The 22742-nt window shown below is 46.8% G+C and carries 23 protein-coding genes and 1 pseudogene; 15 read left to right on the forward strand and 9 right to left on the reverse strand.

Annotated features, from left to right (window positions below; all coding sequences use genetic code 11):
• Positions 1–180: 180 nt before the first annotated feature.
• The 4 genes from sfsA to ACOMHB_RS02915 all read left to right on the forward strand — a co-directional run bounded on the left by sfsA (position 181) and on the right by ACOMHB_RS02915 (position 4363).
• Complete coding sequence (sfsA, locus tag ACOMHB_RS02900; RefSeq protein ID WP_448215421.1) at positions 181–915, forward strand: DNA/RNA nuclease SfsA; 735 nt, start codon at positions 181–183, stop codon at positions 913–915.
• Between the two features lie 153 nt (positions 916–1068).
• On the forward strand, positions 1069–2007 hold the full coding sequence (locus ACOMHB_RS02905) for a Gfo/Idh/MocA family protein (protein WP_448215422.1): 939 nt from the start codon (positions 1069–1071) through the stop codon (positions 2005–2007).
• Entirely contained in the window at positions 2004–3149 is a 1146-nt protein-coding gene (locus ACOMHB_RS02910; protein ID WP_448215423.1) for a DegT/DnrJ/EryC1/StrS family aminotransferase, read from the forward strand. Before ACOMHB_RS02905 ends, ACOMHB_RS02910 begins: the two co-directional genes overlap by 4 nt.
• A gap of 26 nt (positions 3150–3175) precedes the next feature.
• Positions 3176–4363, forward strand: coding sequence for an FAD-dependent oxidoreductase (locus tag ACOMHB_RS02915; RefSeq protein ID WP_448215424.1), 1188 nt, complete (start codon positions 3176–3178; stop codon positions 4361–4363).
• 15 nt (positions 4364–4378) lie between these two features.
• Here ACOMHB_RS02915 and ACOMHB_RS02920 read toward each other — a convergent pair whose 3' ends face one another.
• A complete protein-coding gene (locus ACOMHB_RS02920) occupies positions 4379–4792 on the reverse strand; it encodes a helix-turn-helix domain-containing protein (protein WP_448215425.1) in 414 nt (137 codons plus the stop codon).
• 47 nt (positions 4793–4839) lie between these two features.
• On the reverse strand, positions 4840–5400 hold the full coding sequence (locus ACOMHB_RS02925; protein WP_448215426.1) for a hypothetical protein: 561 nt from the start codon (positions 5398–5400) through the stop codon (positions 4840–4842).
• A 53-nt stretch (positions 5401–5453) separates the two neighbouring features.
• Between ACOMHB_RS02925 and ACOMHB_RS02930 the strand changes: the two genes are divergently transcribed.
• A complete protein-coding gene (locus ACOMHB_RS02930; RefSeq protein ID WP_448215427.1) occupies positions 5454–5951 on the forward strand; it encodes a DUF29 domain-containing protein in 498 nt (165 codons plus the stop codon).
• Between the two features lie 103 nt (positions 5952–6054).
• Here ACOMHB_RS02930 and ACOMHB_RS02935 read toward each other — a convergent pair.
• The 3 genes and pseudogenes from ACOMHB_RS02935 to ACOMHB_RS02945 all read right to left on the reverse strand — a co-directional run.
• Positions 6055–6326, reverse strand: a pseudogene (locus ACOMHB_RS02935) (transposase); the annotation flags it as partial.
• 90 nt (positions 6327–6416) lie between these two features.
• On the reverse strand, positions 6417–7034 hold the full coding sequence (locus tag ACOMHB_RS02940; protein WP_448215428.1) for a hypothetical protein: 618 nt from the start codon (positions 7032–7034) through the stop codon (positions 6417–6419).
• 141 nt (positions 7035–7175) lie between these two features.
• Positions 7176–7727: a hypothetical protein gene (locus ACOMHB_RS02945; protein ID WP_448215429.1), complete on the reverse strand. Its 552-nt coding sequence runs from the start codon at positions 7725–7727 to the stop codon at positions 7176–7178.
• A gap of 349 nt (positions 7728–8076) precedes the next feature.
• Between ACOMHB_RS02945 and ACOMHB_RS02950 the strand changes: the two genes are divergently transcribed.
• Positions 8077–8640, forward strand: a complete 564-nt coding sequence (locus tag ACOMHB_RS02950; RefSeq protein WP_448215430.1) for a hypothetical protein — start codon at positions 8077–8079, stop codon at positions 8638–8640.
• A gap of 401 nt (positions 8641–9041) precedes the next feature.
• The gene (locus ACOMHB_RS02955) at positions 9042–9383 is read left to right on the forward strand and encodes a hypothetical protein (protein ID WP_448215431.1); all 342 of its coding nucleotides are present in this window, start codon (positions 9042–9044) and stop codon (positions 9381–9383) included.
• Positions 9384–9449: 66 nt separating this feature from the next.
• Here the strand turns inward: ACOMHB_RS02955 and ACOMHB_RS02960 are convergent, their stop codons facing one another.
• Complete coding sequence (locus tag ACOMHB_RS02960) at positions 9450–9638, reverse strand: hypothetical protein (RefSeq protein WP_448215432.1); 189 nt, start codon at positions 9636–9638, stop codon at positions 9450–9452.
• A 176-nt stretch (positions 9639–9814) separates the two neighbouring features.
• On the opposite strand from ACOMHB_RS02960, the gene ACOMHB_RS02965 reads away from it, so the two are divergent.
• Positions 9815–10687 (forward strand): hypothetical protein, encoded by an 873-nt coding sequence (locus ACOMHB_RS02965; RefSeq protein WP_448215433.1) that lies wholly within the window; start codon positions 9815–9817, stop codon positions 10685–10687.
• A 20-nt stretch (positions 10688–10707) separates the two neighbouring features.
• Here the strand turns inward: ACOMHB_RS02965 and ACOMHB_RS02970 are convergent, their stop codons facing one another.
• From ACOMHB_RS02970 to ACOMHB_RS02980, 3 genes are read right to left on the reverse strand one after another with little or no spacing between them, the layout of a single operon-like run.
• Entirely contained in the window at positions 10708–10848 is a 141-nt protein-coding gene (locus tag ACOMHB_RS02970; protein ID WP_448215434.1) for a hypothetical protein, read from the reverse strand.
• Positions 10845–11339 (reverse strand): DUF29 domain-containing protein, encoded by a 495-nt coding sequence (locus ACOMHB_RS02975; protein ID WP_448215435.1) that lies wholly within the window; start codon positions 11337–11339, stop codon positions 10845–10847. Before ACOMHB_RS02975 ends, ACOMHB_RS02970 begins: the two co-directional genes overlap by 4 nt.
• Complete coding sequence (locus ACOMHB_RS02980) at positions 11332–11838, reverse strand: DUF29 domain-containing protein (protein ID WP_448215436.1); 507 nt, start codon at positions 11836–11838, stop codon at positions 11332–11334. Before ACOMHB_RS02980 ends, ACOMHB_RS02975 begins: the two co-directional genes overlap by 8 nt.
• An 80-nt stretch (positions 11839–11918) precedes the next feature.
• Between ACOMHB_RS02980 and ACOMHB_RS02985 the strand changes: the two genes are divergently transcribed.
• The 7 genes from ACOMHB_RS02985 (at position 11919) to ACOMHB_RS03015 (ending at position 22704) form a co-directional block, all read left to right on the forward strand.
• Positions 11919–12137 carry a hypothetical protein gene (locus ACOMHB_RS02985; protein ID WP_448215437.1) on the forward strand — a complete coding sequence of 73 codons (219 nt, stop codon included), beginning with the start codon at positions 11919–11921 and terminating at the stop codon, positions 12135–12137.
• A gap of 148 nt (positions 12138–12285) precedes the next feature.
• Entirely contained in the window at positions 12286–12726 is a 441-nt protein-coding gene (locus ACOMHB_RS02990; RefSeq protein WP_448215438.1) for a hypothetical protein, read from the forward strand.
• Positions 12727–13046: 320 nt separating this feature from the next.
• On the forward strand, positions 13047–13487 hold the full coding sequence (locus tag ACOMHB_RS02995) for an RING-H2 finger protein (protein WP_448215439.1): 441 nt from the start codon (positions 13047–13049) through the stop codon (positions 13485–13487).
• Positions 13488–13898: 411 nt separating this feature from the next.
• Positions 13899–15860, forward strand: coding sequence for a BCCT family transporter (locus ACOMHB_RS03000; protein ID WP_448215440.1), 1962 nt, complete (start codon positions 13899–13901; stop codon positions 15858–15860).
• Positions 15861–16146: 286 nt separating this feature from the next.
• The gene (locus ACOMHB_RS03005) at positions 16147–16569 is read left to right on the forward strand and encodes a hypothetical protein (RefSeq protein ID WP_448215441.1); all 423 of its coding nucleotides are present in this window, start codon (positions 16147–16149) and stop codon (positions 16567–16569) included.
• A 215-nt stretch (positions 16570–16784) separates the two neighbouring features.
• Positions 16785–19472: a hypothetical protein gene (locus ACOMHB_RS03010; RefSeq protein WP_448215442.1), complete on the forward strand. Its 2688-nt coding sequence runs from the start codon at positions 16785–16787 to the stop codon at positions 19470–19472.
• 667 nt (positions 19473–20139) lie between these two features.
• Entirely contained in the window at positions 20140–22704 is a 2565-nt protein-coding gene (locus ACOMHB_RS03015) for a hypothetical protein (RefSeq protein ID WP_448215443.1), read from the forward strand.
• Positions 22705–22742 lie beyond the last annotated feature (38 nt).

Consider the following 22742-nt stretch of genomic DNA (forward strand, 5'->3'; position numbering starts at 1 on the left):
AAGCGATGAAACTACCAAAACCTATGGCAATGCGCCATAAAAAAATGCTTCTGCCGCTGTCGACAAGTGATCATCCACATATTACATAGTAATCACAAAATACTGTCGGAGGAAACCGTCAACTGAGTATCATAGAATTCAGATTTAGAATATTAACGTCCGATTTAATAAAATATTGATATGAAATTTGAAAAAAATCTTCAGTCAGCCCGCCTGCTTCGTCGCTATAAACGGTTCATGGCAGATGTTGAGCTGGAGGATGGCAGTATCATTACCCTTCACTGTCCGAATACCGGTTCCATGAAAAATTGTCTCTATCCGGGTAAACAGGTCTGGTATCTCGATTCCGGCAATCCCAAGCGCAAGTATCCCTGCACCTGGGAGTTGGCCGAGATCCCCGTTATGTTCGGGTCAGAGGAGAAAAGCACCCTGGCCGGATTGAATACTGGCAGAGCCAACAAGCTGGTGGCAGAAGCGCTGAACCTGAAACAGATTTCCGGGCTGACAGAATACGATAAGGTTCGCAGAGAGGTACCTTACGGTGAAGAAAAAAGCCGTATCGACTTTTTGCTGCAGCAGGAAGGTTTGCCAGATTGTTATGTTGAAGTGAAAAGTGTCACTCTGGCAGTGGGTGATGGTCTGGGCTTGTTTCCTGATGCTGTCACCACACGAGGGACAAAGCATCTCAGGGAGTTGATGGCCGTGGTTGAGTCAGGCTACAGGGCGGTGCTGCTGTTTTGTGTTCAACACACGGGAATTGAACGTGTCGCTCCGGCTCATGATATTGATCCGGAATACGGTCGGGCCATTAAAGAAGCTGCAGCAGCAGGGGTTGAAATTATGGCTCTGGGCGCTGATATATCGACGCAGGAAATTACTCTGACCCGGACATTGCCCGTTTTTGATATTCAATAATCGGCTGATTCAACAACCATTGATAAGTCGCCTGCCCTGATTTCCAGATCCAGTGGCTATATTTCATTCCTCTTTTTGCATGATGGTTCGTGTAGCCTGCGAAATTACGTCTATTTTTAAGGGCGTGACATCATTACGTTATGGAACCTTTTAATGCTCAGAACCGCAGTAGTCGGGACGGGATATCTGGGAAAGTTTCACGCCCATAAGTACGCCATGTTACCTGGGTCTCAGCTGGTCGGGGTGGCAGACATTGATGAAGACAGTGGTCGTCTTGTTGCCAGGGACTGTGCTACAGAGTTCTTCGCTGATTACCAACAACTGTTAGATAAGGTGGATGCTGTCAGTATTGCGGTGCCTACGTTGCTTCATCATAAGATTTCCAGGGATTTTCTCAGGGCTGGTGTGCATGTACTGGTCGAAAAGCCCATAACCTCCAGCCTGAATGAGGCCCATGAGCTGGTTCAGATAGCCAGAAACCAGAAGCTGGTTCTGCAGGTAGGTTGCCTGGAGCGCTTTAACGAAGCACTTTCCGGGGTAGGCCCGCTGTTGAACAGACCCCGCTTTATTGAGTCCCACCGGCTGGCCGGATTCAAGCCACGTTCCATGGATATCAATGTGGTTATGGATCTTATGATCCATGACCTGGATATTATTCTCAGCATGGTCAACCAACCACTGGTGGATGTCGCTGCCAACGGTACCGCTGTTCTGTCTGACTCGGTGGATATTGCCCAGGCACGGCTGACATTCAGCGGTGGCTGCGTAGCCAATGTGACCGCAAGCCGGATCAGTCAGAAAGCCAAGCGAAAAATGCACATCTTTCAGGAAAAGTCGTGCATTTGTATCGACTTTCAGTCTCTGAATCTGTCGCACTTTTACAAAGGCAAAGGTGAGATGTTTCCCGGCATTCCAAATATTGAGTGTGATGCACTGAATTATAAAGACAGCGACTCCCTGCGCAGGGAAATAGAAGATTTCCTCAACTGTGTTCGTCACTCAAAAGCACCCAGGGTCAGCGGTGAAGATGGCCAGCGTGCCCTGGAGTTAGCTACCCGGATTTCCGACATCATTGAAGGAGGCATCCAGTGAGCTCGGAACCACTGATCCCGATGGTGGATACACTCGCCTGGCACAAGCCTGTTCAGCAGGAACTCAGGTCGGCGGCCACACGGGTACTCGACTCAGGTCGTTTTCTGATGGGAGAGGAGGTGATGGCTTTTGAGCAGGAAGTCGGAACCTTTCTCCAGGCTAATCATACAGTCAGCTGCGCTAATGGCACCGATGCCCTGGTGCTTGCACTCTCAGCAGCGGGTCTGGGGCCTGGTGACGAAGTCATCACGACGCCCTTTACTTTTTTTGCCACCGCTGAGGCCATCGTTCGGGTGGGAGCAACACCTGTGTTTGCGGATATAGAACCAGAGACGTTTAATATTGATCCACTTCGAATACAGGCGGCGATTACTGACCATACTCGTGCAGTGCTGGTGGTTCATCTGTTTGGTTTGCCTGCCCGTATTCAGGAAATTCAGAGGCTCTGTGAGGAGCGATCTCTGCTGCTGATTGAGGATTGCGCTCAGTCTTTTGGTGCTTCAGTCAACGGCAGAATGATGGGAACCTGGGGTGACCTTGGTTGTTTCAGTTTTTTCCCCAGCAAGAACCTCGGTGGTTTTGGTGATGGCGGTCTAATCACCGCAAAGACGGAGTCTGTGGCGGAGCAGCTTAAGCTATTGAGAAACCACGGCAGTAGCGCCCAATACCGACATGAACGCATGGGTTTCAACAGTCGATTGGATGAAATGCAGGCGGCGCTGCTCAGGGTCAAGCTAAAGCATATTGCACGTTATAACGAAGAGCGAAAAAAAATAGCAGAAGACTACCGCTCCTGTCTGCAGGGGATGGATGTTCTGTTGCCGACAGGACAGGAGCATGTTTACCACCAGTTTACGGTATTGACCGATCAGCGAGATCAACTGAGGGAGCATTTGGCCGGTCAGGGCGTTGCATCAGCCCTGTATTATCCGATGCCACTGCATCAGCAGCCGGTGTTTGAGGGTTTGCCAATGACACAGGATCTTTTTGTTGCCGAGCAGGTGTCCCGGCGTTGTCTTTCCCTGCCTGTTTTTCCGGGGATGACGGAGACACAGGTGAATCGGGTCGCTGAGTCGGTTTCTGTTTTCTTGTCGGAAAACAGTGCAGAATTTGCCTTCTGGTTTGAGGGAGTCGCACCCTGAATAACTTGCACTGCGTGGTATTGGTAATGGCCCTTTTTGCCTCTCAAGTGGTCCATTCAGCCCCGTTTTATGATCAGCTTGAGGCGGTTCAGCTGGACGATGCCCACTTTGATGCTCAGGGGCGAGTGGTGATGATCGGCAATATTGATCGCAAGGTTGTCTGTCTTCGCCCTATGCGAAAAGGGTTGCCAGAGATTAGTGCCGAGAGTCTGGGTGAACAGGTAAGAGTCCATTTATACGGTCATGGAGGCAGTGGCTGGACGCTTCTCTGGGGGAGTGTCGACAAGGCTATGGCCCTGTTTGAGAAGAAGGCCAGAGAGCATAAATTCAACGACCAGGTCCCCATTACGGTCATTGGCGCGGGCTGTATGGGAAAAGCCTTGGCTTTATCACTCCATCATGCAGGCTACCGGAGCATTCGTATTGTCGCCGAGCAAGACAACCGTATTGCTTCTCTGAACTCAACCGGCTATCTGGCCATGGTGTCTCTGGCAACAGAAAATGAAACAGAGAAAAAAGAGGCTGAACAGCTGGCCATTGAGACGCTCAAGGGTTATCAAAGGGTAGACAGCGGAACCCATCCCATCATCAATGAAGGGGTTCATATTATTGATGTTTACAGTGGTCTGGGCAAAGAAGACGAGGAAGGTCCCCTGGAAACTTATACCGGTATTGAGCCCTTTGCCGAGGCAGGATTGTTACCCAAACCAGAGAAAGGCGTGGTTGAGTTTTCGACCGGTGTGAGTTACCCGATGCAAAAATTCCGGACTTACTTTATGGATACTGCTGTCATTATGGCAGCCTTTGATCGTGAACTCAGAACCAGAAAGATTCCCGTGATCCATAAGACAGTGGACAGTCTGGATGATATTAAAACCGATGTTGTTTTTAACTGTTCCGGGCTCGGGGCCGGCAAACTGAATCACGATGACAGGGTCTACCCAAACATGGGATTGTTGCTGGATCTGGCTCATCAACCCCTGAAAAAGCTCGACTACATTATTTACACTCGCTACCAGCCGCCGGGAGCACCGAAACGAACCAGCCCTGCGGATAAAGCGGACATCTATTTTATGCCCAGAGGGGGAGGGTTACTGGGAGCCACTTTTGTCGACCACAATGACGGCTCGGATAAGGCTCTGAATGAAGCCTTATTTACAAAAATACTAAGGGAAAACAAGCAGTTTTTTGGCTATCCAATTAATCCTCATTGAGACGCTGAGCAGGTATCAAAGAACGGACAGATGAACCCGTCGTAGTCGGCGAAAAGCAGCCATAGTTCGGGTGCTCCAGTGAGTGGCATTTTCCGGAAGGGTGTTTGTGCTCAGGCTCACAATCTCAGCAGCATCAATCTGGTTTTTACGGCCACTGCGAGCTCGATCCTGTTCAATCCCGGAGAAGCCTTCCTGAGCATATCGGTCACGCCAGCGGCTGACCTGTTGACGACCGATATTCAGTATTTGCGCAATCTCAAGATTGCTTTTTCCTTCTGCAGAGAGAAGAACAATCTGGGCACGGCGGGCCAAGCGAACAGGGCAAGAATTTGATGAAGTAATCTTTCTGAGTCGTATTTCTTCAGAAGCATCAAGTGTTATCTCTGTAGCAACTCGCATAGTAAAAACAGGCAGTGGTTGGAATAACATCCGTAGTAGACCGTTAGGAGTTTTTATGTACTGTTAATTAGGTCGCACTACACTAGCTCCTGCATCCATGCAGTCGTTCGGCGACAGCAAATAACCGCCTTGGCCAGATTCTTGAACTCACCGGCTCTCGGATGCTCAAACATAAAAACCACCAGTTCCGGTCCCGAAAAAGTGACATAAGGGTCTTTCGGATCACTGGTACGTTTTTGTGATAAATAAGCAGGTTGCTGGTAACCGTCTGCATCAAGTTTGATGGCAACTCTGGGTTCCTGCCCTTCCTGTGCAGGCACCATCTGGAACCCGGCGAACCGTTTGCCCTCGCCGAGCAAGTCACCAAAAGTGCCGTTTCCGGCTTGGTCAATAAAATCCTGAGCCATTTGCCGTACTGCCGGATTGTCGCTTGTGCTCAAAAACTGTAAAGCTTGAAACACATAGGCTCTATCCTGCATCTCCTCTTTCCGGATCTTTCGATCATGTAAATCTTTCTGCATCCCCATCATTTGTTTGCGATATTGACGGTTCTCTTTGGCATCAATGGCCGAATTGACCAGCCCAAAACCACGGGCACCCCCCCCCCCGGCAAAGACATCTGTGCTTTGGTAATTCATTTTGCTTCCCTTCTGTTATTTGCATACAGTGGTAGGTCAATGGAGGTATTTTTATGAATAGCTTATATAACACTGATTATCATCAATGGCTGAGTCAGCAAGTAACCCTGTTGAAAACTCAAAACTTTAATCAGTTGGATTTAGAAAACCTGATTGAGGATTTAGAGTTGAGCCTTAAGCAAGACCTTCGCGAGTTGGAGAATCGTTTAACTACGCTTGTAAGCCACTTACTTAAATTTGACTATCAGACCAGTCTATTAAAAGACAGCACAGCTGTCGACAGGGTGCTTAAAGGCTGGATGGAAATGATAGATAGGTCAAGAAATAGGATTAATAAACTTATTGGAAAGAATCCTTGCTTAAAAGCACAAGTTGAACGCGTATTAAAAGAAGCGTATACAGATGCCAAGAAAGAAGCGATTAAGGCGATGAATCTTTATGTGAACGCTAACCAAAAACTGGACAACAATAGCTTTCCTGACGAATGTCCCTGGAGCTATAAGCAAATAATGACTGAAGACTGGTATCCACTGAACGGTGTGAATTTTTGAAGAACTCATCAATAAGCTTCATTTTGCTTCCCTTCTGTTATTTGCCTACAGTGGTAGGGCAATGGACAACCCCGCCAGGGGGCGGAGTATCCTTGGTGCAAACTCAAAACATTGCAAGCTGATGATCTGAGTGAAGTTTGTCGTACTCATTTCCCTGATTCTTCACATAATTCGCTATCATCTGCTCATCACCATGCTTTCCGACAGGCTGCTAGCCGTGAGGCTTTTGATTATAGTTACGAGCTTTGTCACCGAGTACGTCGGAACAGACTGAATAAAGAAGTGCACATGATCCTTATCCGTTCCTATCTCCAGGAATTTGATCTGGTATCTGGCCTCGATCTGCAGACACACAGCTTTCAGCTCCTTATCTACAGATAAACCAGCCAAAGAATTGGCAACCGTTCCGAGCCCGGAAATTTCTCTAAACGGTAAACCCAACTTTCAACTTCGTCACCTGAACGATTACCAGAGAGATGAACGCACAGCAGCCAGCCTGACGGCATCGAGCGCCATATTCGTGAGTAATCCGGAGGCAATGTCTGCCCCATCCCTGGCTCTGAAAACGTAAGGCACTGCGCTGTCAAACAGGTCGTCGTCTGATGAACTGGACGAAGAACTATCATCAGAATCGGACTGAACAGCCGCCCTCCCTGGCTGAGACTGAACAGGGTTGCAAGAGCCATAACTATTTCCTGTGTCTGATGAAGACACTGTCAATAGTCGCTCCTGAGACGGTTGCAGCGCATTGGAAAAGGTGTCCATCCTGATAGAGTTGGTGATCTCTCGCTCCCGAATATCAGTGCCCCTGAAGTTATTGCCAGCAACACAAAGGCTGCTAATACCAGCGCCAACAATAGCGCCAACAGGACCGCCGAGGTAGGCACCAACGGGCTTGAAACCGGCTACACAATAAAAACCCAGAGCTGAGACAGCACCACTCATCACGGTAGCGCCGCCAACCGGTAAAACCCATTTTGAAACAACGCCATCCGGACACTTAAAAGTAGAATCCGATGCTCTGTCAGCCGACGGTTGTGGCTGTCTTGTCACCGGTGGTAACGCAGAATTTGCTCCATTCATATTTCATTTCTCCTCAGAAAATAAATTATTTACACCCCGGGATTTTCCATTGCATTAATGCTGACTGTACCCGGTGGATTAAATTCTAAGACCGAATCATGCTGCAAAAGTTCCTCCGGAGTTGCGCCGGGAGTAGCGCTTCTACGGATAGATCTTTAAGTCAACAGATAAGGAAGGAGCACCCGCATTTGGCTGATAACGAACAGCAGCTCCTATCCGGGGACAGCCAGCAGCAGTTGGCTGGGACCGAACAGGACCGGTACTGCCAGAACTATTGCCTGCGGCCAATGAAGTCAATGCCGATGGTAGCCCCTGACACTGTTGCTGCTCACCGGTGAGGGTGTTCGTCATCGTAGATCCTGTGATTGCTCGTTCCTTAAGCCCGGTGCGGCAGGGGCATTTGTAGGCAGCATAAGTACCACAAGCGGCTCCAACAACAGTGCAAGTAGACAAACAGCAGACAGTAGATGTAAGAAAAGCAGTGCTACCTTGGGCAACTACGGGGTTGCAGTAGTAGAAAGCAGCACCACACACAGTACCGACAATGGCACCGATAAAGGAACCGCCGCCAACCCCTACAACATAATTTGAAGCAACGTCATCCGGACACTTACTGTTATTATCCGGTGCTTTCTGAACCGTCAGTTGCGGCTGTATTATCACCGGTGGGAACTTAGAATCTGATACATTCATATTACTTCTCTCCTTAGAAAATAAGTTTTTTACACCTCAGGATTTTCCATTGCACTAATGCTGGCTGTAACCGTTGGCATTAAACATTTAGACCGAATTATGCCGCACAAGTTCCTCCAGAATTGCCACAATTCAGGCTAAAGGCTCTTGGAACGGCAAATGAGGATGTTATTAAGAAGCCTTCGCAAGATGGGTAAAACCCATTAATGGTGAAGTAATGAATTGGCTGCGCTGGAAAAACTTCGAGGTCTTAAAGGGCAAACTTGAACTTTAATGTCTGTTGCCTGTCCAAGGATTTAGGTTAACGTGAACTTTAATGTCCGTTGCCTGTCCAAGGATTAAGGTTAACGTGAACTTTAATGTCCGTTGCCTTTTCTTAACTTTTAATTCCCATGGAGGAAATATTATGACTTATGGAGTAACCACAACAACCAGCCCTGCAACTAGTGCAGTATCTCAATCGTCGCAGAATAGCGCACCAGAGTCCAAGGCCAAAACGGGCACTGTACAGTCTGTTCCTCATGCAGTCTTTAGCAATGCTGGATTCGTGCATGATGTTGACACTGTATCGTTAATTCCACGTGCAGAACATTCGAAAACAGTCACAAGCCTGTCAGACCGAAAGGCTGAAGCTTTTTTGCTGAATCTTCAAAGCAATAAAACCAAAGTCGATAAGGATGGAAACACTGCCGTGGCGCAATGCTACCAGCGGATGGTCAATGAAGCGATGACTGAAAATCAAAAATTGGTTGGGCCATTTCATGAGCTTATGCTAAACGTTCATGGCATATACACTTACAGCGATTCCGAAATCTCTAAGGATGACGAGGCTATTGCACAAGCTGTTTGGAATGCAGCGAAGGAGCTTGATAGAGAGGTTAAGTCGAAGCTTGAGCGTCTGAAAGACAAATAGGCATTTTAGTGGTAAACCACCGTCTCTGACGGTGCGACTCAAAAGAACTCTGACGAAACCATCGTACAGGGTGCAGATATGGCCTCCTCTGAACCACAAGTTCTTTGAAGGAGGCCGTTATCGAGACTGGCAAAGCAAATCCGGATTGATTCAGCGAGTAATATTCTGACTGACATCTCAATGCACTCACCTGCGCTTTCACCAGGCAACCTGCCTCCTGGTTTCGCCTTACACTGCTTTAAGATTGGTTCTTAAAAAACTCGCACCGAAATTCCTCGGTCTCATCGACAACGCGAAATATGAACTTTTATACCCCTTTGCCTGTCCCTGTCTAAGTATTTTAGGTGGACAAGAATTTTAATGTCCATTGCCCATTCTTAACTATTCATGGAGGATGCATCATGACTTACGGAGTAACCACAACAACCAGTCCTGCAGCTAGTACGGTATTTCAACCGTCGCAGAATAGCGCACCAGAGTCCAAGACCAAAACGGACACTGTTGTAACCTCTATTCAACGTGCAGATCATTCGGAAACGGGCAAAAGCCTCAAAGCAGACCGGGCAGCCTCTCTCTTCGAGGCTGACACTATGCTGCAGGAGATATGCTTAACAATGGAAGTCAGTCAGGATGATGCAACTCTGGTGCAAAGTCTTATTGATCCAGGTAGTCATGTGGAAAATGATGTCGTGACTAATGCTCATTCGCGCTCTACGCAAAGCAATAGGCCGATCGGGCTATAGCCCGAGTTTACCAACAGGCAGACATAGACAAGGAGCTTACAAGAATGGTTGGGCTCGCTACTAAGGCTACTCAAAGAACCAAACCCTGGTAAACCCGCCTCTGGCGATGCGACTCGAAAGAACTCTGGCGAAACCATCGTGCAGGGTAAAAAATGGCCTCCCCTGAACCACAAGTTCTCTAAGGAGGCCATATTCGAGACTGGCAAAGCCAACCCCGGATTGATTCAGCCAGAGATATTGGATTGCATCAGACATCTCAGTGCACTCACCTGTGCTCTTACCAGGTAGCCTGCCTCCGGGTTTCCTCTGACACTGCTTTAAAATTGGTTCTTGACGGGCCTCGGGATTCTCCAGTCTCATCGACAACGTGAAATATGAACTTTTATGTCCGTTGCCGGTTCTAAATTATTAATTTTCATGGAGGATAGATTATGACTTATGGAGAAAGCCAAACAACCAGCACTGCAGCTGCTACGGTATTTCAACCGCCGCAGGGTGGCGCACAGGACTCCGATACCAAAATGGTTGCAGTGCCTTCTATTCCACGTGTTGGTCAACTTTCGCAAGCAGGTACAAGTCTTGCGGCCCGAAAAGCAATTTTAAGCGAGGCTGAAACTGGAGTGTACTCTTCGGCATGCACTGAAGAGGCCATTGCCTCTGGCGAGAGCCTCAGCGAAGCCTGTTTCGCAAGAACAACGGACAGTGACAGAAGCCTGCCCGCTGCCTTTTCTTATTTATCGTTAGCCAGAGCCGTCCCATCACGGGAGGATTTTCTCCCCCCTGAAGGCACATTCGATCAGGTCGACAGCGGTTTTCAGTGGCTCAGGGATCAAAACGCCCGACTGCAAGCAGTTTTTGACTCCGGTGGCGGACTGGATTGTCTTGCAGACCCGGAAAAACTGGGCATGACACCGGAAGGATTAAAATTACTGGCAGAGACCATTAACAACGTGAATCGGCTGCTTCATGGGGCTGATGCAATGTTTTATGGGTACAAATTATTCTTGTTGTCGGCTGGAAACAACGGTTCAGACGTGGTCAATTCATTGCTGGCAGAATTGCCACAATTGGTCAGTCGGTTCGCGACACTGAAACAGACCATCGAATCAGGGTTAGAGAGTGTCAGTCAACCTCTGCATGACGGTGGAGAAGAGCGGGTGTCGTTTCGTGACTGGGTGGACGCTTGTCATCAGCTTCACTTCTGTCTTCAATCAATCAACCCCATGGAGCCTGAGCAGGTTCAGAGTGTCCGTGAACTGATTTTTGTCTTGCAACTGTGCTCCATAAAGATAAAGGTATTGTAACCGTTTACCCTGCACTCGGGTCAGAGCGGTGATTCTTTGGCTGTTCTGTAATTGTGTTGGCTGTCCTGTAATTGTGAGTAATTGTCGAATTGTCGATTGGCCAGCAGTTCACGCTGCTGGCTCAGCCATTGGTGGTAATCGGTATTGTATAAACTACTCATTTTCCAACCTCCGGTAGCCAGTCGTCATCCATGATCTTTTCAAACGTCCATGGACAATACTCGGGGAAGCTGCTTTTGTTCAGGCGCTTGCTTTCGATCTTGATGTATTTGTTCATTTGTTTGACGGCTTCTTTTTTAGCCTGAGAGTAGGCTTCTGCAAGTACTTCGTCTATCTTTGGCTGAAGACAGGGGTTTTCTTTTATATGGTCTTTAATATCTACTCTCGGGTTGTTGATACTGGGTATCCAAGTGTAGAGAACTTTGTCTTCTACCCACGAATCTTTCAATACTCGCTTTTGGTAAGCGTATTTCAAAAGATGTATGAGCAATGTTCTTAGATAAGACCTTAATTCTTTTTTCGTATCGCCCTTACGTTGTTCCATCGCCTCCAACAGATTGTCGATGTCGAGTTTGTCAAATTGGCGCTGGGCCAGCAGTTCACGCTGTTGGGTCAACCATTGGGTGTAATCGGTTTTGTATAAACTACTCATAAAGGCTTACTCCGTTCAGTGGATACCAGTCTTCAGATATCATTTGGTCAAAAGACCAAGGGCAGGTGTCGGGAAAGCTGCTGTTATCCAGTTTTGGGCATTTTGGCGGCATGTGACGATTCATTTCCCGAATGGCTCCTTTTTTCCCGGCAGGATAAGACTCACTTAAAACATCTGCCACCCGTTGTTTCAGGCTATGATTTTTTATGATTAATCGACTAATCGCATCCCTGGCGTTATCGATAGTATCCATCCAACCTTTAATGACTCTTTCAGAGGCTACCGAATCCCTCAAAACGGATGTTTGATAATCCATTTTAAGTAAATGAAGTATGAGATTAATCAGATAGTTCTCTAACTGTCGAACATCTTGCTTAATACCCAACTCCAAATCCTCCAACAGATTCTCAAGGTCTAATTGTTCAAAGTTATGATTTCTCAGCAGAGTGACTTGCTGAGTCAGCCATTGATGATAATCAGTGTGATATAAGCTATTCATCTTTTTACCTTAACTGGATACCTTTAAAAAAATACCTCCGTTGCCCTACCACTGTAGGCAAATAACAAAAGGGAATCAAAATGAATTACCAAAGCACAGATGCCTTTGCCGGGGGCTCTGCCCGTGGTTTTGGGCTGGTCAATTCGGCCATTGATGCCAAAGAGAACCGTCAGTATCGCAAACAAATGATGGGGATGCAGAAAGATTTGCATGACCGCAGGATTCGGAAAGAGGACATGATTCTTTGGCTGTCCTGTAATTGTGTGATAAAAGGAGGTGATTCTTTGGCTGTCCTGTAATTGCCGTAATTGTTCCGGAATTCTTTGGTCTCATCGACAACGCAAAACAGGAACTTTTAAGTCCGTTGCCTGTCCAAATACATAGGAGGACGAGAACTTTAATGTCCGTTGCCTAATCAAACTTTTAAATTATCAAGGAGGATATATTATGAATTACGGAGCAAGCCCAACAGGCAGCACTGTGACAGGTACGCTATTTCAACCGCCGCAGAGTGGCACAAAGGAGTTCGATACCAAAACGGTTGCAGTAACGTCTATCCCAAGCGCTGGTAAATCTTCGGAGAAAGATACAAGCCTGTCAGCCCGAAAAGCAATTTTAAGTGAAGCTGAAACTGTGATGCCGGTTTTGTCAGACAAAAAGCCAAATGCCGACGAGACGAGTGTGAGGGGAATGACGATGGCAAACATGCCTCACGATGAACAAAGGCTCGCTTTAGAAGGGATTCGGAGACAGTATGAGATACAGCAGCTTCAGAGAGAACAGCTTCAGAGACAGTCAGAGGATCGACAGCTTCAGAGACATATTGATAGACAACGGCTTCAGAGACAGGCTATGAATATGGCCGATACAGAGGATTACTATTACTAACGCTGTTCAGGCTCTGACGATGCGACTCGATAGAGCCCTGTCGAAATTATCGTACAGGGTAGAAAAATAGTCTCCCCTGAACCACAAGTTCTTTAAGGAGGCTATTTTCGAGACTGGCAAAGCCAGACCCGGGTTGATTCAGCCAGTGATATTCTGACGGCATCAAACATCTATACGACATCAGACGACTTGGCTCAGGGTCTCGCCTGACACTTCTATCCATGCCGGGCGTACCAAAAACATAAGCACAGGGAACTCAATGGATAGACATTGGTCCAATAACGTAAGTTATTTGAAAAACAGAGAGAAGAGTAAGAGATATGAACGGAATCAAACCGCCCAGCAGCCCAGATAGCCAGTCAGCACTTTATCAAAAGCCGAGCGACAATTGCCCTGTTTGTCTCGATACTTTTGCCGGAAGGGAAGTCATGGTTCTCAAACAATGCAAACATATGTTTCACAAAGACTGCCTGGAACCCTGGCTATCGAAAAATTCAACCTGTCCATCTTGCAGAACCTTTTTAGTGTCCAGGGAAGTAGAACTATTGCGAGCCTTAAGACCCAGTGATCAATCCCGAGCCCTAGCCTTGGCCATGTTATCGAGACGTTCTGCTTCGACCCGTGAGAATGGAAACTCCTCTACAGACAGGCAGAGTTTGGACCGGCAGGCTGAAGCCTTAGCATCGAGCTATATGGCTATGCGGGGTGAGACAGACAGGCAGCAGCCAACGAGTTCAGATTTAAGTAATATAATGCTCTGATTCAGTTGCCTTTGCAGGCACTTTAACATCATTACCTGCTGCCAGAGCAAGCGTTCTGCCCAGTGAGTTGGTCAGTTTCGTCACAACCGATTCAAAGAAGCCAGCGAGGGATTCCCATTAGAATGCACGTCTGTGGCCGGATGATTTGTTGTAAAAAAACAAGAACATCGTCCCAATAACAGGATTCAAGCTCAGTGATCTTTTGGTCCGTTCAGATGTTTGATTCGACTGACCGTCATAAACCGATCAGAAAAACAAACATGATTTGACCACTAAATATCTGACCTGTAGTATCCTCTGCCCTCTCGCCTGAAATTGTTTAATGCCGAGGTAGTCTCGGCGCCTTCACTTAAACAACTTCACCTGAAGAGCTTCAGTCAATCAACCTGACTTTGGGAGCCACTCGTCTTTATGTCTGATCTTTCAGAATCACGTCACAGTCTTAACTTGCCCGTCTTTGTCGGTGCAGCCAGTATCATTCTTCTGATAGTAGTCTCTACGGCTCTGTTTCCGAAGCAGGCCGAGCTTTATTCCACCTTCTTGCAAACGGCCATAATGACCAACGCCAGCTGGTTTTATGTGACGGCAGTCGCCATTATCCTTATCGGCGTCGCTATTGTCGGCCTCTCCCGTTATGGCGATATTAAGTTAGGCCCTGACCATTCCGAGCCGGACTTCAGCTTCGGCTCCTGGTTTGCCATGCTGTTTTCAGCCGGTATGGGGATTGGCCTGATGTTCTTTGGCGTGGCGGAACCCGTTATGCACTTTCTCACTCCCCCTGTGGGCGATCCTGCATCCATCGAGTCCGCCCGGGAGTCCATGAGAATTACCTTTTTTCACTGGGGGTTTCATGCCTGGGCCATCTACGCCATTGTGGCTCTGATTCTGGCGTTCTTTGGCTATCGTCATAATCTGCCGTTAACCCTCCGTTCAGCGCTTTTCCCGATTGTGGGTGATCGTATTCACGGTGTTATTGGTCATATTATTGATATCTTTGCCATTCTGGGTACGACCTTTGGTGTGGCTACAGCTTTGGGTTACGGCGTGCTTCAGGTCAACTCGGGCCTGAATTACCTGTTTGATGTTGATGTAAGCACCCATGTTCAGGTGGTTTTGATCGTAGTGATTACCGCTCTGGCCACGCTCTCTGTTGCTTCAGGGCTTGATAAGGGAATTCGTCGTTTATCCGAGATCAATCTGCTGCTGGCACTGTTGCTGATGGCCATGGTCATTATTCTCGGGCCTACTATCCTGCTGTTGCAGATACTGGTGCAGAATATTGGCAGTTATCTGTCCGATATCGTCGACAAAACATTTAATCTCTATGCCTATGAACCGACCGACTGGATGGGTGGCTGGACTCTGTTTTACTGGGCATGGTGGTTGTCCTGGTCGCCTTTTGTCGGCATGTTTATTGCCCGTATCTCCAGAGGCAGAACCATTCGCGAGTTTATCTGTGGTGTGCTGTTTGTACCGGCCTGTCTGACCTTTATCTGGATGACCGTATTCGGAAACACTTCCATTGATCTGATTATGAATCATGGTGCGGAAGATCTCGCTGACATTGTTCAGGTCGATGTTTCACTGGCGCTCTTCAAGTTTCTGGAGTATTTCCCGGCCACTGAGTTCCTGTCAGGAATCGCCATTATCATGGTCGTGGTGTTCTTTGTAACCTCTTCCGATTCCAGTGCCATGGTGATTGATATGCTGGCTTCTAAGGGTGAAGGGAAAACGCCGGTCTGGCAGCGGGTATTCTGGTCTACCCTGATTGGTCTGGTTGCCCTGGTACTGATGCTTGCCGGAGGTCTCAAGGCGCTTCAGACAGCCACTATTGCAACGGCTTTGCCATTCTCTGTGGTGTTGCTGGTTTCCGGTTATGGGTTGTTAAAAGCGCTGGCACTGGATGCTGCCAAGAAAGAAAGTCTGACCCAAACCACCCTGGCTCCAAGCCATGCCAATGTTTCAATTCCATGGCAGAGTCGATTGCAGAATATTACCCACTTCCCGGCGCGCAAAAGTGTCAGGGTCTTCATGAGAAGTGTCGTGTTACCGGCAATGAAGTCCCTGTCCAGAGAGCTGGAAGAGCAGGGAGTGGAAACCGGAATTGATTTTGATCGCAACAAAAGTATTGCCTCTCTCAATGTTTTTCATGGTGAGGAACAGGACTTTCTCTACAGGGTCAGCCCTCGTTCCTATGTTCAACCCAGTTTTGTCATTGATGACGAAGAAGAGAGCAAGTATTACCGGGCAGAAGTCTTCCTGAGGGAGGGTGGTCAGGATTACGACATTATGGGCTGGACCCGGGAACAGGTCATTGGCGATATTATTGATCAGTACGAGAAACATATGCACTTCCTGCATATGGTTCGCTGAATCAACGGCGCTCTGCTGGAAAGTTGTCGTTTTGCAGGCTTTCGGGCTTAAGGTTTATCGGGTTTTGCGACAGCCTCTTTAGAGGTTGTCGCAAAACTCTGGTTCCCATGCTCTTAGGCCCTGTGGGTCCCAGCGTGGGAACGAGCGACACCCTCTAGCACTTAGCCTTTTGCATCTCTTCTTGGTTGTTGTACCGGTTATTATCGTTTTACCTCGTATCGTACCGCCGCGATAGTCAAACCCGACTATACTCAGCCCACCCAAACAATAACCTACGGTAAAAATAATGCTTCACCAACCTTTGTATACCGCTTTGCTGGAAGCCGGTGTATCCGATGAAACCGCCAAAGCAGGAGCGCAAATAGAATGGCACGTTACAGAGAGCCGACTGGACAGAATAGAAAAAAATCTGTCAATCGTCGGCAGCGACACTGCCGCACTGAAAGACGGGCAGAAAAAACTGGACTCCAGAATGGACAAGCTGGAAACCAAAGTAGACAAGCTGGAAACCAAAGTAGACAAGTTGGAAACCAAAGTAGACAGGCTGGAAGACGGGCAGAAAAAACTGGACTCCAGAATGGACAAACTGGAATGCAGTCAGGAAATACTGGTCAGTGACCATAAAAAAATAGTAACCAAGCTGGAGGAACACGACGTAAAACTGGAACTAATACTCGACTGCGTAAAAAACATCATGGACAACACTTAACAGAGCAATGGATGGAACTAATTATTGGATTAACAGTCAAATGTTAATGTGATTCGTCTTTATTCAGTCAGATTGGTACTGCAAGGACAGGAATGAGAAAATCAGCTTCAGGGTTTTTCTTTGTATTAAAGATCTGAATGCTGATTTTCCAGAACTTATGGTATTTGGTTGTCCTGTAATGGTTCCAACATACGCCCGCAATGGAGTTAGGCAAAATGGATTTTTATCAGTTAAAAGGTTTGACTCAACAGCTGCATGAATTGAAGGTGGTGCAACCCAATGGCTTTTCAACAGAAGCAGAAGATGGCTCCACCCAGTTCCTCGGCAGGCAGGTAAAGCGACAGGATGGCACCACCGCACAGACTGAGAAAACTGCTCAAAAAAGACCGGCAAATGCAACAGACGACCCTTTACTGCCCGGTAAACTTCGTAAAATAATGCCAGAAACTGAACTTTTACCTATGAAAAATGAGCAGTTAATGTCAGAGGGATTATTCATTACTGCTGGAAGTATACCGCTATCTGAACGGCAGGTTAATCTTGAGACACAACCCTTTGATTCAAGAGCTGAAGCTATACAGATGGCCGCCAGGAATCTGGTGAGTCAATTTCAACTTGAGGCAATAGAAAAGTCACCAACCAATGAAGTGCAATGTGCCGTTTTCCTTGAGTGCCTGAAACTTGATGTAGATAATACGCTGATAAGGCTAAACACAACAACATCTTTAAATGGGGCTCAAAAGCTCCTGATTTTGTTAGCAGCTGAAGAAGAGCAGAAACAACAGAATAAATGTCCACTTCCTGAGGGCTACTGGATACTTGCGAGGATTCCGTTATCCATCGGTTTTGAGAAGGCAAAGAACCTGTTTCAGCGCCTACCTGATACGCCTTCTCTGCCAGAGGTGGACAATGTCATTAATGAGCAGTTGACAGCATTAAGAACTGATAAAATGCTCAGGGACAGGCTTTTGGAGGTCAGACAACCCCTTAAATCGGAAAACAACGAACTTTCCAGACAGCTGTTGTGTGAAGTTGACAATATTGAAAAAAAATTTATCCCAAAAGTTGGATGGAACGGCCGTTTATCAGACGCTGAGGATTATAGAAATTTCAAGGTCTATACAAGAAGATTGTTGTATCTCTATGCATCCTGTTCCGGTTTTTCACAGCAGGCTGATATTGCTGAGTTAACGTCGTACATTAGATCCGTTCTTTACATCATCGAGCCAAATAACCGTATACCAGATAACATCTGGCATATTGCTAAAGAGCTGGCCTATTTGTCGAAACAACCCGGCTCCATCGATTATTGCCACTATATTAGTACCCTGGCCCATTGTTTGAAAACACCGGCACCTGTCGCCTTACAGTTTAAAAATCTCAAACAGCTCAGTGATATCAAAGGGTTCGCTTTACTTGAAAGCAAACCGCTGGACAAGTATCTAACCGTACTCAGAGCAAACATTGATAAGATAGCCCCGGAATATTCGCGGGTATTGCTCGATGCAGTTGACGTTCTGGAAAAAGAATGCGCCGGTATATCACTACCTGAAGGCAAGTCTGATATCAAAGCGAAAGTGCATCGACTTTTAATGATTATTGCCGCCTGCAAATCATCCAAAGAAATAATGGATACTTCAGTATTGGTTCATTTTGTCACGGCCATCATGAAACATGGCAATAAAAAAAATATACCTTATCTAATCGCTGGGCTGGCCCGTCTGGTTCAGAGTACCCCGAAAATACAGAAAATACTGGGTGCCCCCGGAATCAGTGGCGGACCGCATTTGCGAATGGCGCCGCTGCAATGGCTGGCATTTGTACCCGATAGACTCTCAGAAGATGACATCGAGGAACTCTGTCAATCTTTGCAAGCTCCCAGCGCCAGCAAGAGCAGGCGACGGATGAAAGATGGCAAGATTTTCCACCAATGGCTGTCTACCCTTGAGCAGATGTTGGCCAGCGAGGTTATGAATAAGGCCATGGTAATGCCGATCCTGAAAAAGCTTACCCAAAGTCTGACTTATGAAAAACTGGGCTGGCTTTATATGTTATTCAACATGGGATACAGGTTTACTGCATTTCTGGACAGAATGGGCTTGAGCTGTCAGAAGGAAGGATTACCATTGATGATCGCTGAAAAAGGGGCTGACGCTTTGGTGGGAGTGAATAAAAAGTTCTCAAAATGGCTAATGAAACAACGACATCACCATCTCCTGCCTTTTTACATGGCATCAATGATAGAACAGGGGAATGCAGAAGTTGTAGACCTTACCCATCAGTTTATAGAGACCAGTGTTAACAACACTTTTGTTCAGAGCAGGCAGTCACCGCTGCACAATCCACACCTGCAAGCCATTTACAAGAAATATCCCCGATTGGAAGCAGGTTGGGGAGCGAACTTCAGTGGTTTCAGCGAGGAAAACCGAAACAAGCTCTTGTCCCAGGGGGAAACCCTGAAGCTGACAGAGGACCCCTGGGATCTTTTTATCAGTGGGCTTGAAGTTAAAAGCTGTCTATCGCCTGACGCCCGGAGTTTTAAAATTGGACTGATGAGTTATGTGATGGATGGACGCAATGCCATGATTGTCATAAAGAACCAAAAAGGAAATATCCTCAGCAGAAGTGTGATTCGCATGGTGCTGGATCAGGATGATTGCCCTGTGTTATTGCTTGAAAAAGGCTATCCCGATAAGCGTAATTTATTGTTCATTGATGCCGCACGGGACATTGCTGACGAGATGGGCCTGCCCCTTTACCACTACCTGGATGCTAAAACAGGTACAAAAGGTATGATAAAACTTCTGGAAGGGAGAGCACCTCTCGATTATTTTGACGCTTTTCCTTTATTAAAGGAGAGACAGAAACTTACGATTACCGACGTACAACGTGATGTAAGGTAGTCATAACGGATGCTTGCAGGCTCCTCAGGTTCTCCTGTTTCACAGCGAGGTATTTTCATAATCTCCTGATTTTTCTGGCTTCGGGGAGTGCGCCAATACTTAAACTGAGCACAGCCTGATAATGGATGGAACTAATTATTAGCTAAAATGTCTGAATTATTATGAGTCTCGACTCAATCGTCTTATATCTCCGCCTGCCCGGCTCGATTGGGCAATGCTTCCAAAGTCTGACTTACGAAAAATTATTTTTTGCACAGCATGGGCTTCAGCTGTCAGAAGGAAGGATTACCATTGTTGATCGCCGAAAAAGGGGGGGAGTGTTCTGGAGGGAGAAAATAAAGCGCTCTCACTTTGACTCGATCAAAGGAGAGACAGGCAGTGACGTTTACCAATGTAAAACGTGATGTAAGGTAGCCAGATGCTTGTCCAGTGAATAAGTACTCAACCATACGAAATCATATTTTCTGACTTATTGTTCAGGCACTCGCGGCAACTGCTCCTGCGTTGCTCTAGCTCCTGCATCCATGCAGTCGTGATGCGTTGCAACTCTGGTCACATAGCTTGCTATGTTCCCGTTGTTGCGCCTTGCAGAGCAGCTGCCTAATAAGCCAGAAATATTCGATTCCGTATGGCTGAGTACTTATGCCTACCTTACCGCTGAGGTAAAATGAATTTTTATCGTTTAAATGGTCTGACACTACAGCAGCTGCATGCATTAATCATGGAGTCATCCATTGGCTTTTCAGCAGAAGGTGACTCCGTTCAGTATCTTGGCTGGCAGGTACAGCTGCATGATGGCATTACCTTACTGTCTGAACAAACCCTCAATACCGATGGCAGTAAACAGCTGTTTGAACGGCTGGTTAATCTTCACCCTGATCTTGTCAATCAATTACCCGGTTCAAAAGTAGAAGCTATAAAAAGAGCTGCCAGCAATCTGGTGGAAAAATTTCATGATGGGGCAATAGAAAAGTCTCCAACCAAAGAGGTGCAACGGGCTGTTATTAATAAGTGCATGAGATTGGATGCTTCGAAGACGGTAAAAAAGTTATTCGAAAAAAAATTTTTAAGCGCGGCTGAAAAACTCCGGATTATGTTGGCTGCTGAAGAAAAGTTTGAATTGCCAGTGGAAATGGTCGCCCGGTACCTTGAGAGAATTCCTTTGTCCATCCGATTAGAAGAGGCAAAGAACCTGTTTCAAGGTCTTCCTGATAAGCCTTCTCTGGCAAGGGAGGACAATGAAATCAATGAAAAGCTGACAGCACTAAACCCTGTAGAGGATGACAAACTGGTCAAGGACGGACTTCTGCAGATAAGGCAAATCCTTGAATCGGAAAATAACGAACTTTCCAGACAGTTGCTGAGTGAAGTTGACAATATTGAAAAAGAATTTCTTCCAAGAGTTGATGCGGATGGCTATTTACCAAGCATTTTTGTTGATGATGATTTCAAATTCTACACAAGAAGATTGTTGTATCTGTATGCAGCCTGCTCCGGTTTTTCAAAAGAGGCTGATATTACTGAGTTAACGTCGTACATTAGATCGGTTTTGTATACCGCTGATTCAAATAGCATCTGGCATATTGCTAAAGAGCTGGCCTATTTGTCGAAACAACCTGATTCCATTGATTATCACCACTATATTGATACTGTGGCAAATATCTTGAAAGCACCTGCTCCTGTTGCCTTACAGTTTGAAGAACTCAAACAACTCAGTGATATCAATGGGTTTGTTCTACTTGAAGGCAAACCGCTGGCCAGTTATCTGAGGGTACTCAGAACAAATATTGATAAAACGACCCCGGACTATTCACAGGTATTGCTCCGTGCAGTTGACGATCTGGAAAGCAGATTGGCTGCTCTATCATTGCCTGAAGGCAAACCCGATATCAAAGCGAAAGTGCATCGACTTTTAATGATCATTGCCGCCTGCAAATCATCCAAAGAAATAATGGCTGCTTCAGTATTGGATCATTTTGTCAGGGCCATTATGAAACATGGCAATAAAAAAAATATTCCCTATCTCATCGGTGGGTTGGCGCGTCTGGTTCAGAGTACCCCGAAAATACAGCAAATACTGGGTGAGCCCGGAATCAAAGGTGGCGATCATTTGCGCATGGCCCCGCTGCAATGGCTGGCATTTGTGCCCGATATCCTCTCAGAAGATGACATTGAGGAACTCTGTGAATCTTTGCAGGCTCCCAGCGCCAGCAGGAGCAGGCGACAGATGAAAGATGGCAAGGTTTTCCATCAGTGGCTGGTTACTCTGGAACGGGTATTGGCCAGCAATGATATGAATAAGGCAATGGTAATACAGACCCTGAAAAAACTCACCCAAAGCCTGACGTATGAAAAACTGGGTTTGCTCTACATGATATTCAACATGGGAGACAGGTTTAATCAATTTCTGGACAGCATGGGCTTAAGCTGTCAGAAAGAAGGATTGCCATTGTTGATCGCCGAAAAAGGGGCTGACGCTTTAGTGGGAAAAAGTAAGGAGGTCTCACAATGGCTATGGAAACAACGACATTATCATCTCCTGCCTTTTTACATGGCAGCAATGGAAGAATATGGAAATAGAGAAGTTACAGATCTTATCCATCAGTTTATAGAGGCCAGTGCTAGCAATACTTTTACTGTGAGCAGGCAGTCACCGCTGAACAATCCACACTTGCAGGCCGTTTACCGGAAATACCCACAATTTAAAGCAGGTTGGGGCGCGAACTTCAGTGACTTCAGTGTGGAAACCCGAAACAAGCTGCTGTCCCCGGGAGAAACCCTGAGGCTGACGGAAGACCCCTGGGATCTTTTTATCAGTGGGCTTGAAGTTCGCACTTGCCTGACACCGGACGGCGCTCAGGATTACAGCAGAGGACTAATGAGCTACGTGATGGATGGACGCAATGCCATGATTGTCAGAAAGAGCGCCAAAGGAGATATCCTCAGCAGAAGCGTTATTCGCCTGGTGTTTGATCGGGATGATCGCCCTGCGTTATTTCTTGAGAAGGCCTACCCCGATAAGAGTGATTTATTATTCATTGATGCCGCACGGGACATTGCCGACGAGATGGAGCTACCGCTTTATCACCGCGCGGATCCTAAAAAAGGTGAAACAGGTGAAGAAGTGAAACTTCTGGAAGGAAGGGCACCTTTTGATTATTTTGACGCATTCATGGTATCGAAGGAGAGACAGGAAGTTACGATTACCAATGTACAATATGATGTAAGGTAGCCATAACGGATGCCTGTCCAAAAATGGTTGCTTACAGT

This window comes from Endozoicomonas sp. 2B-B (assembly GCF_053470045.1).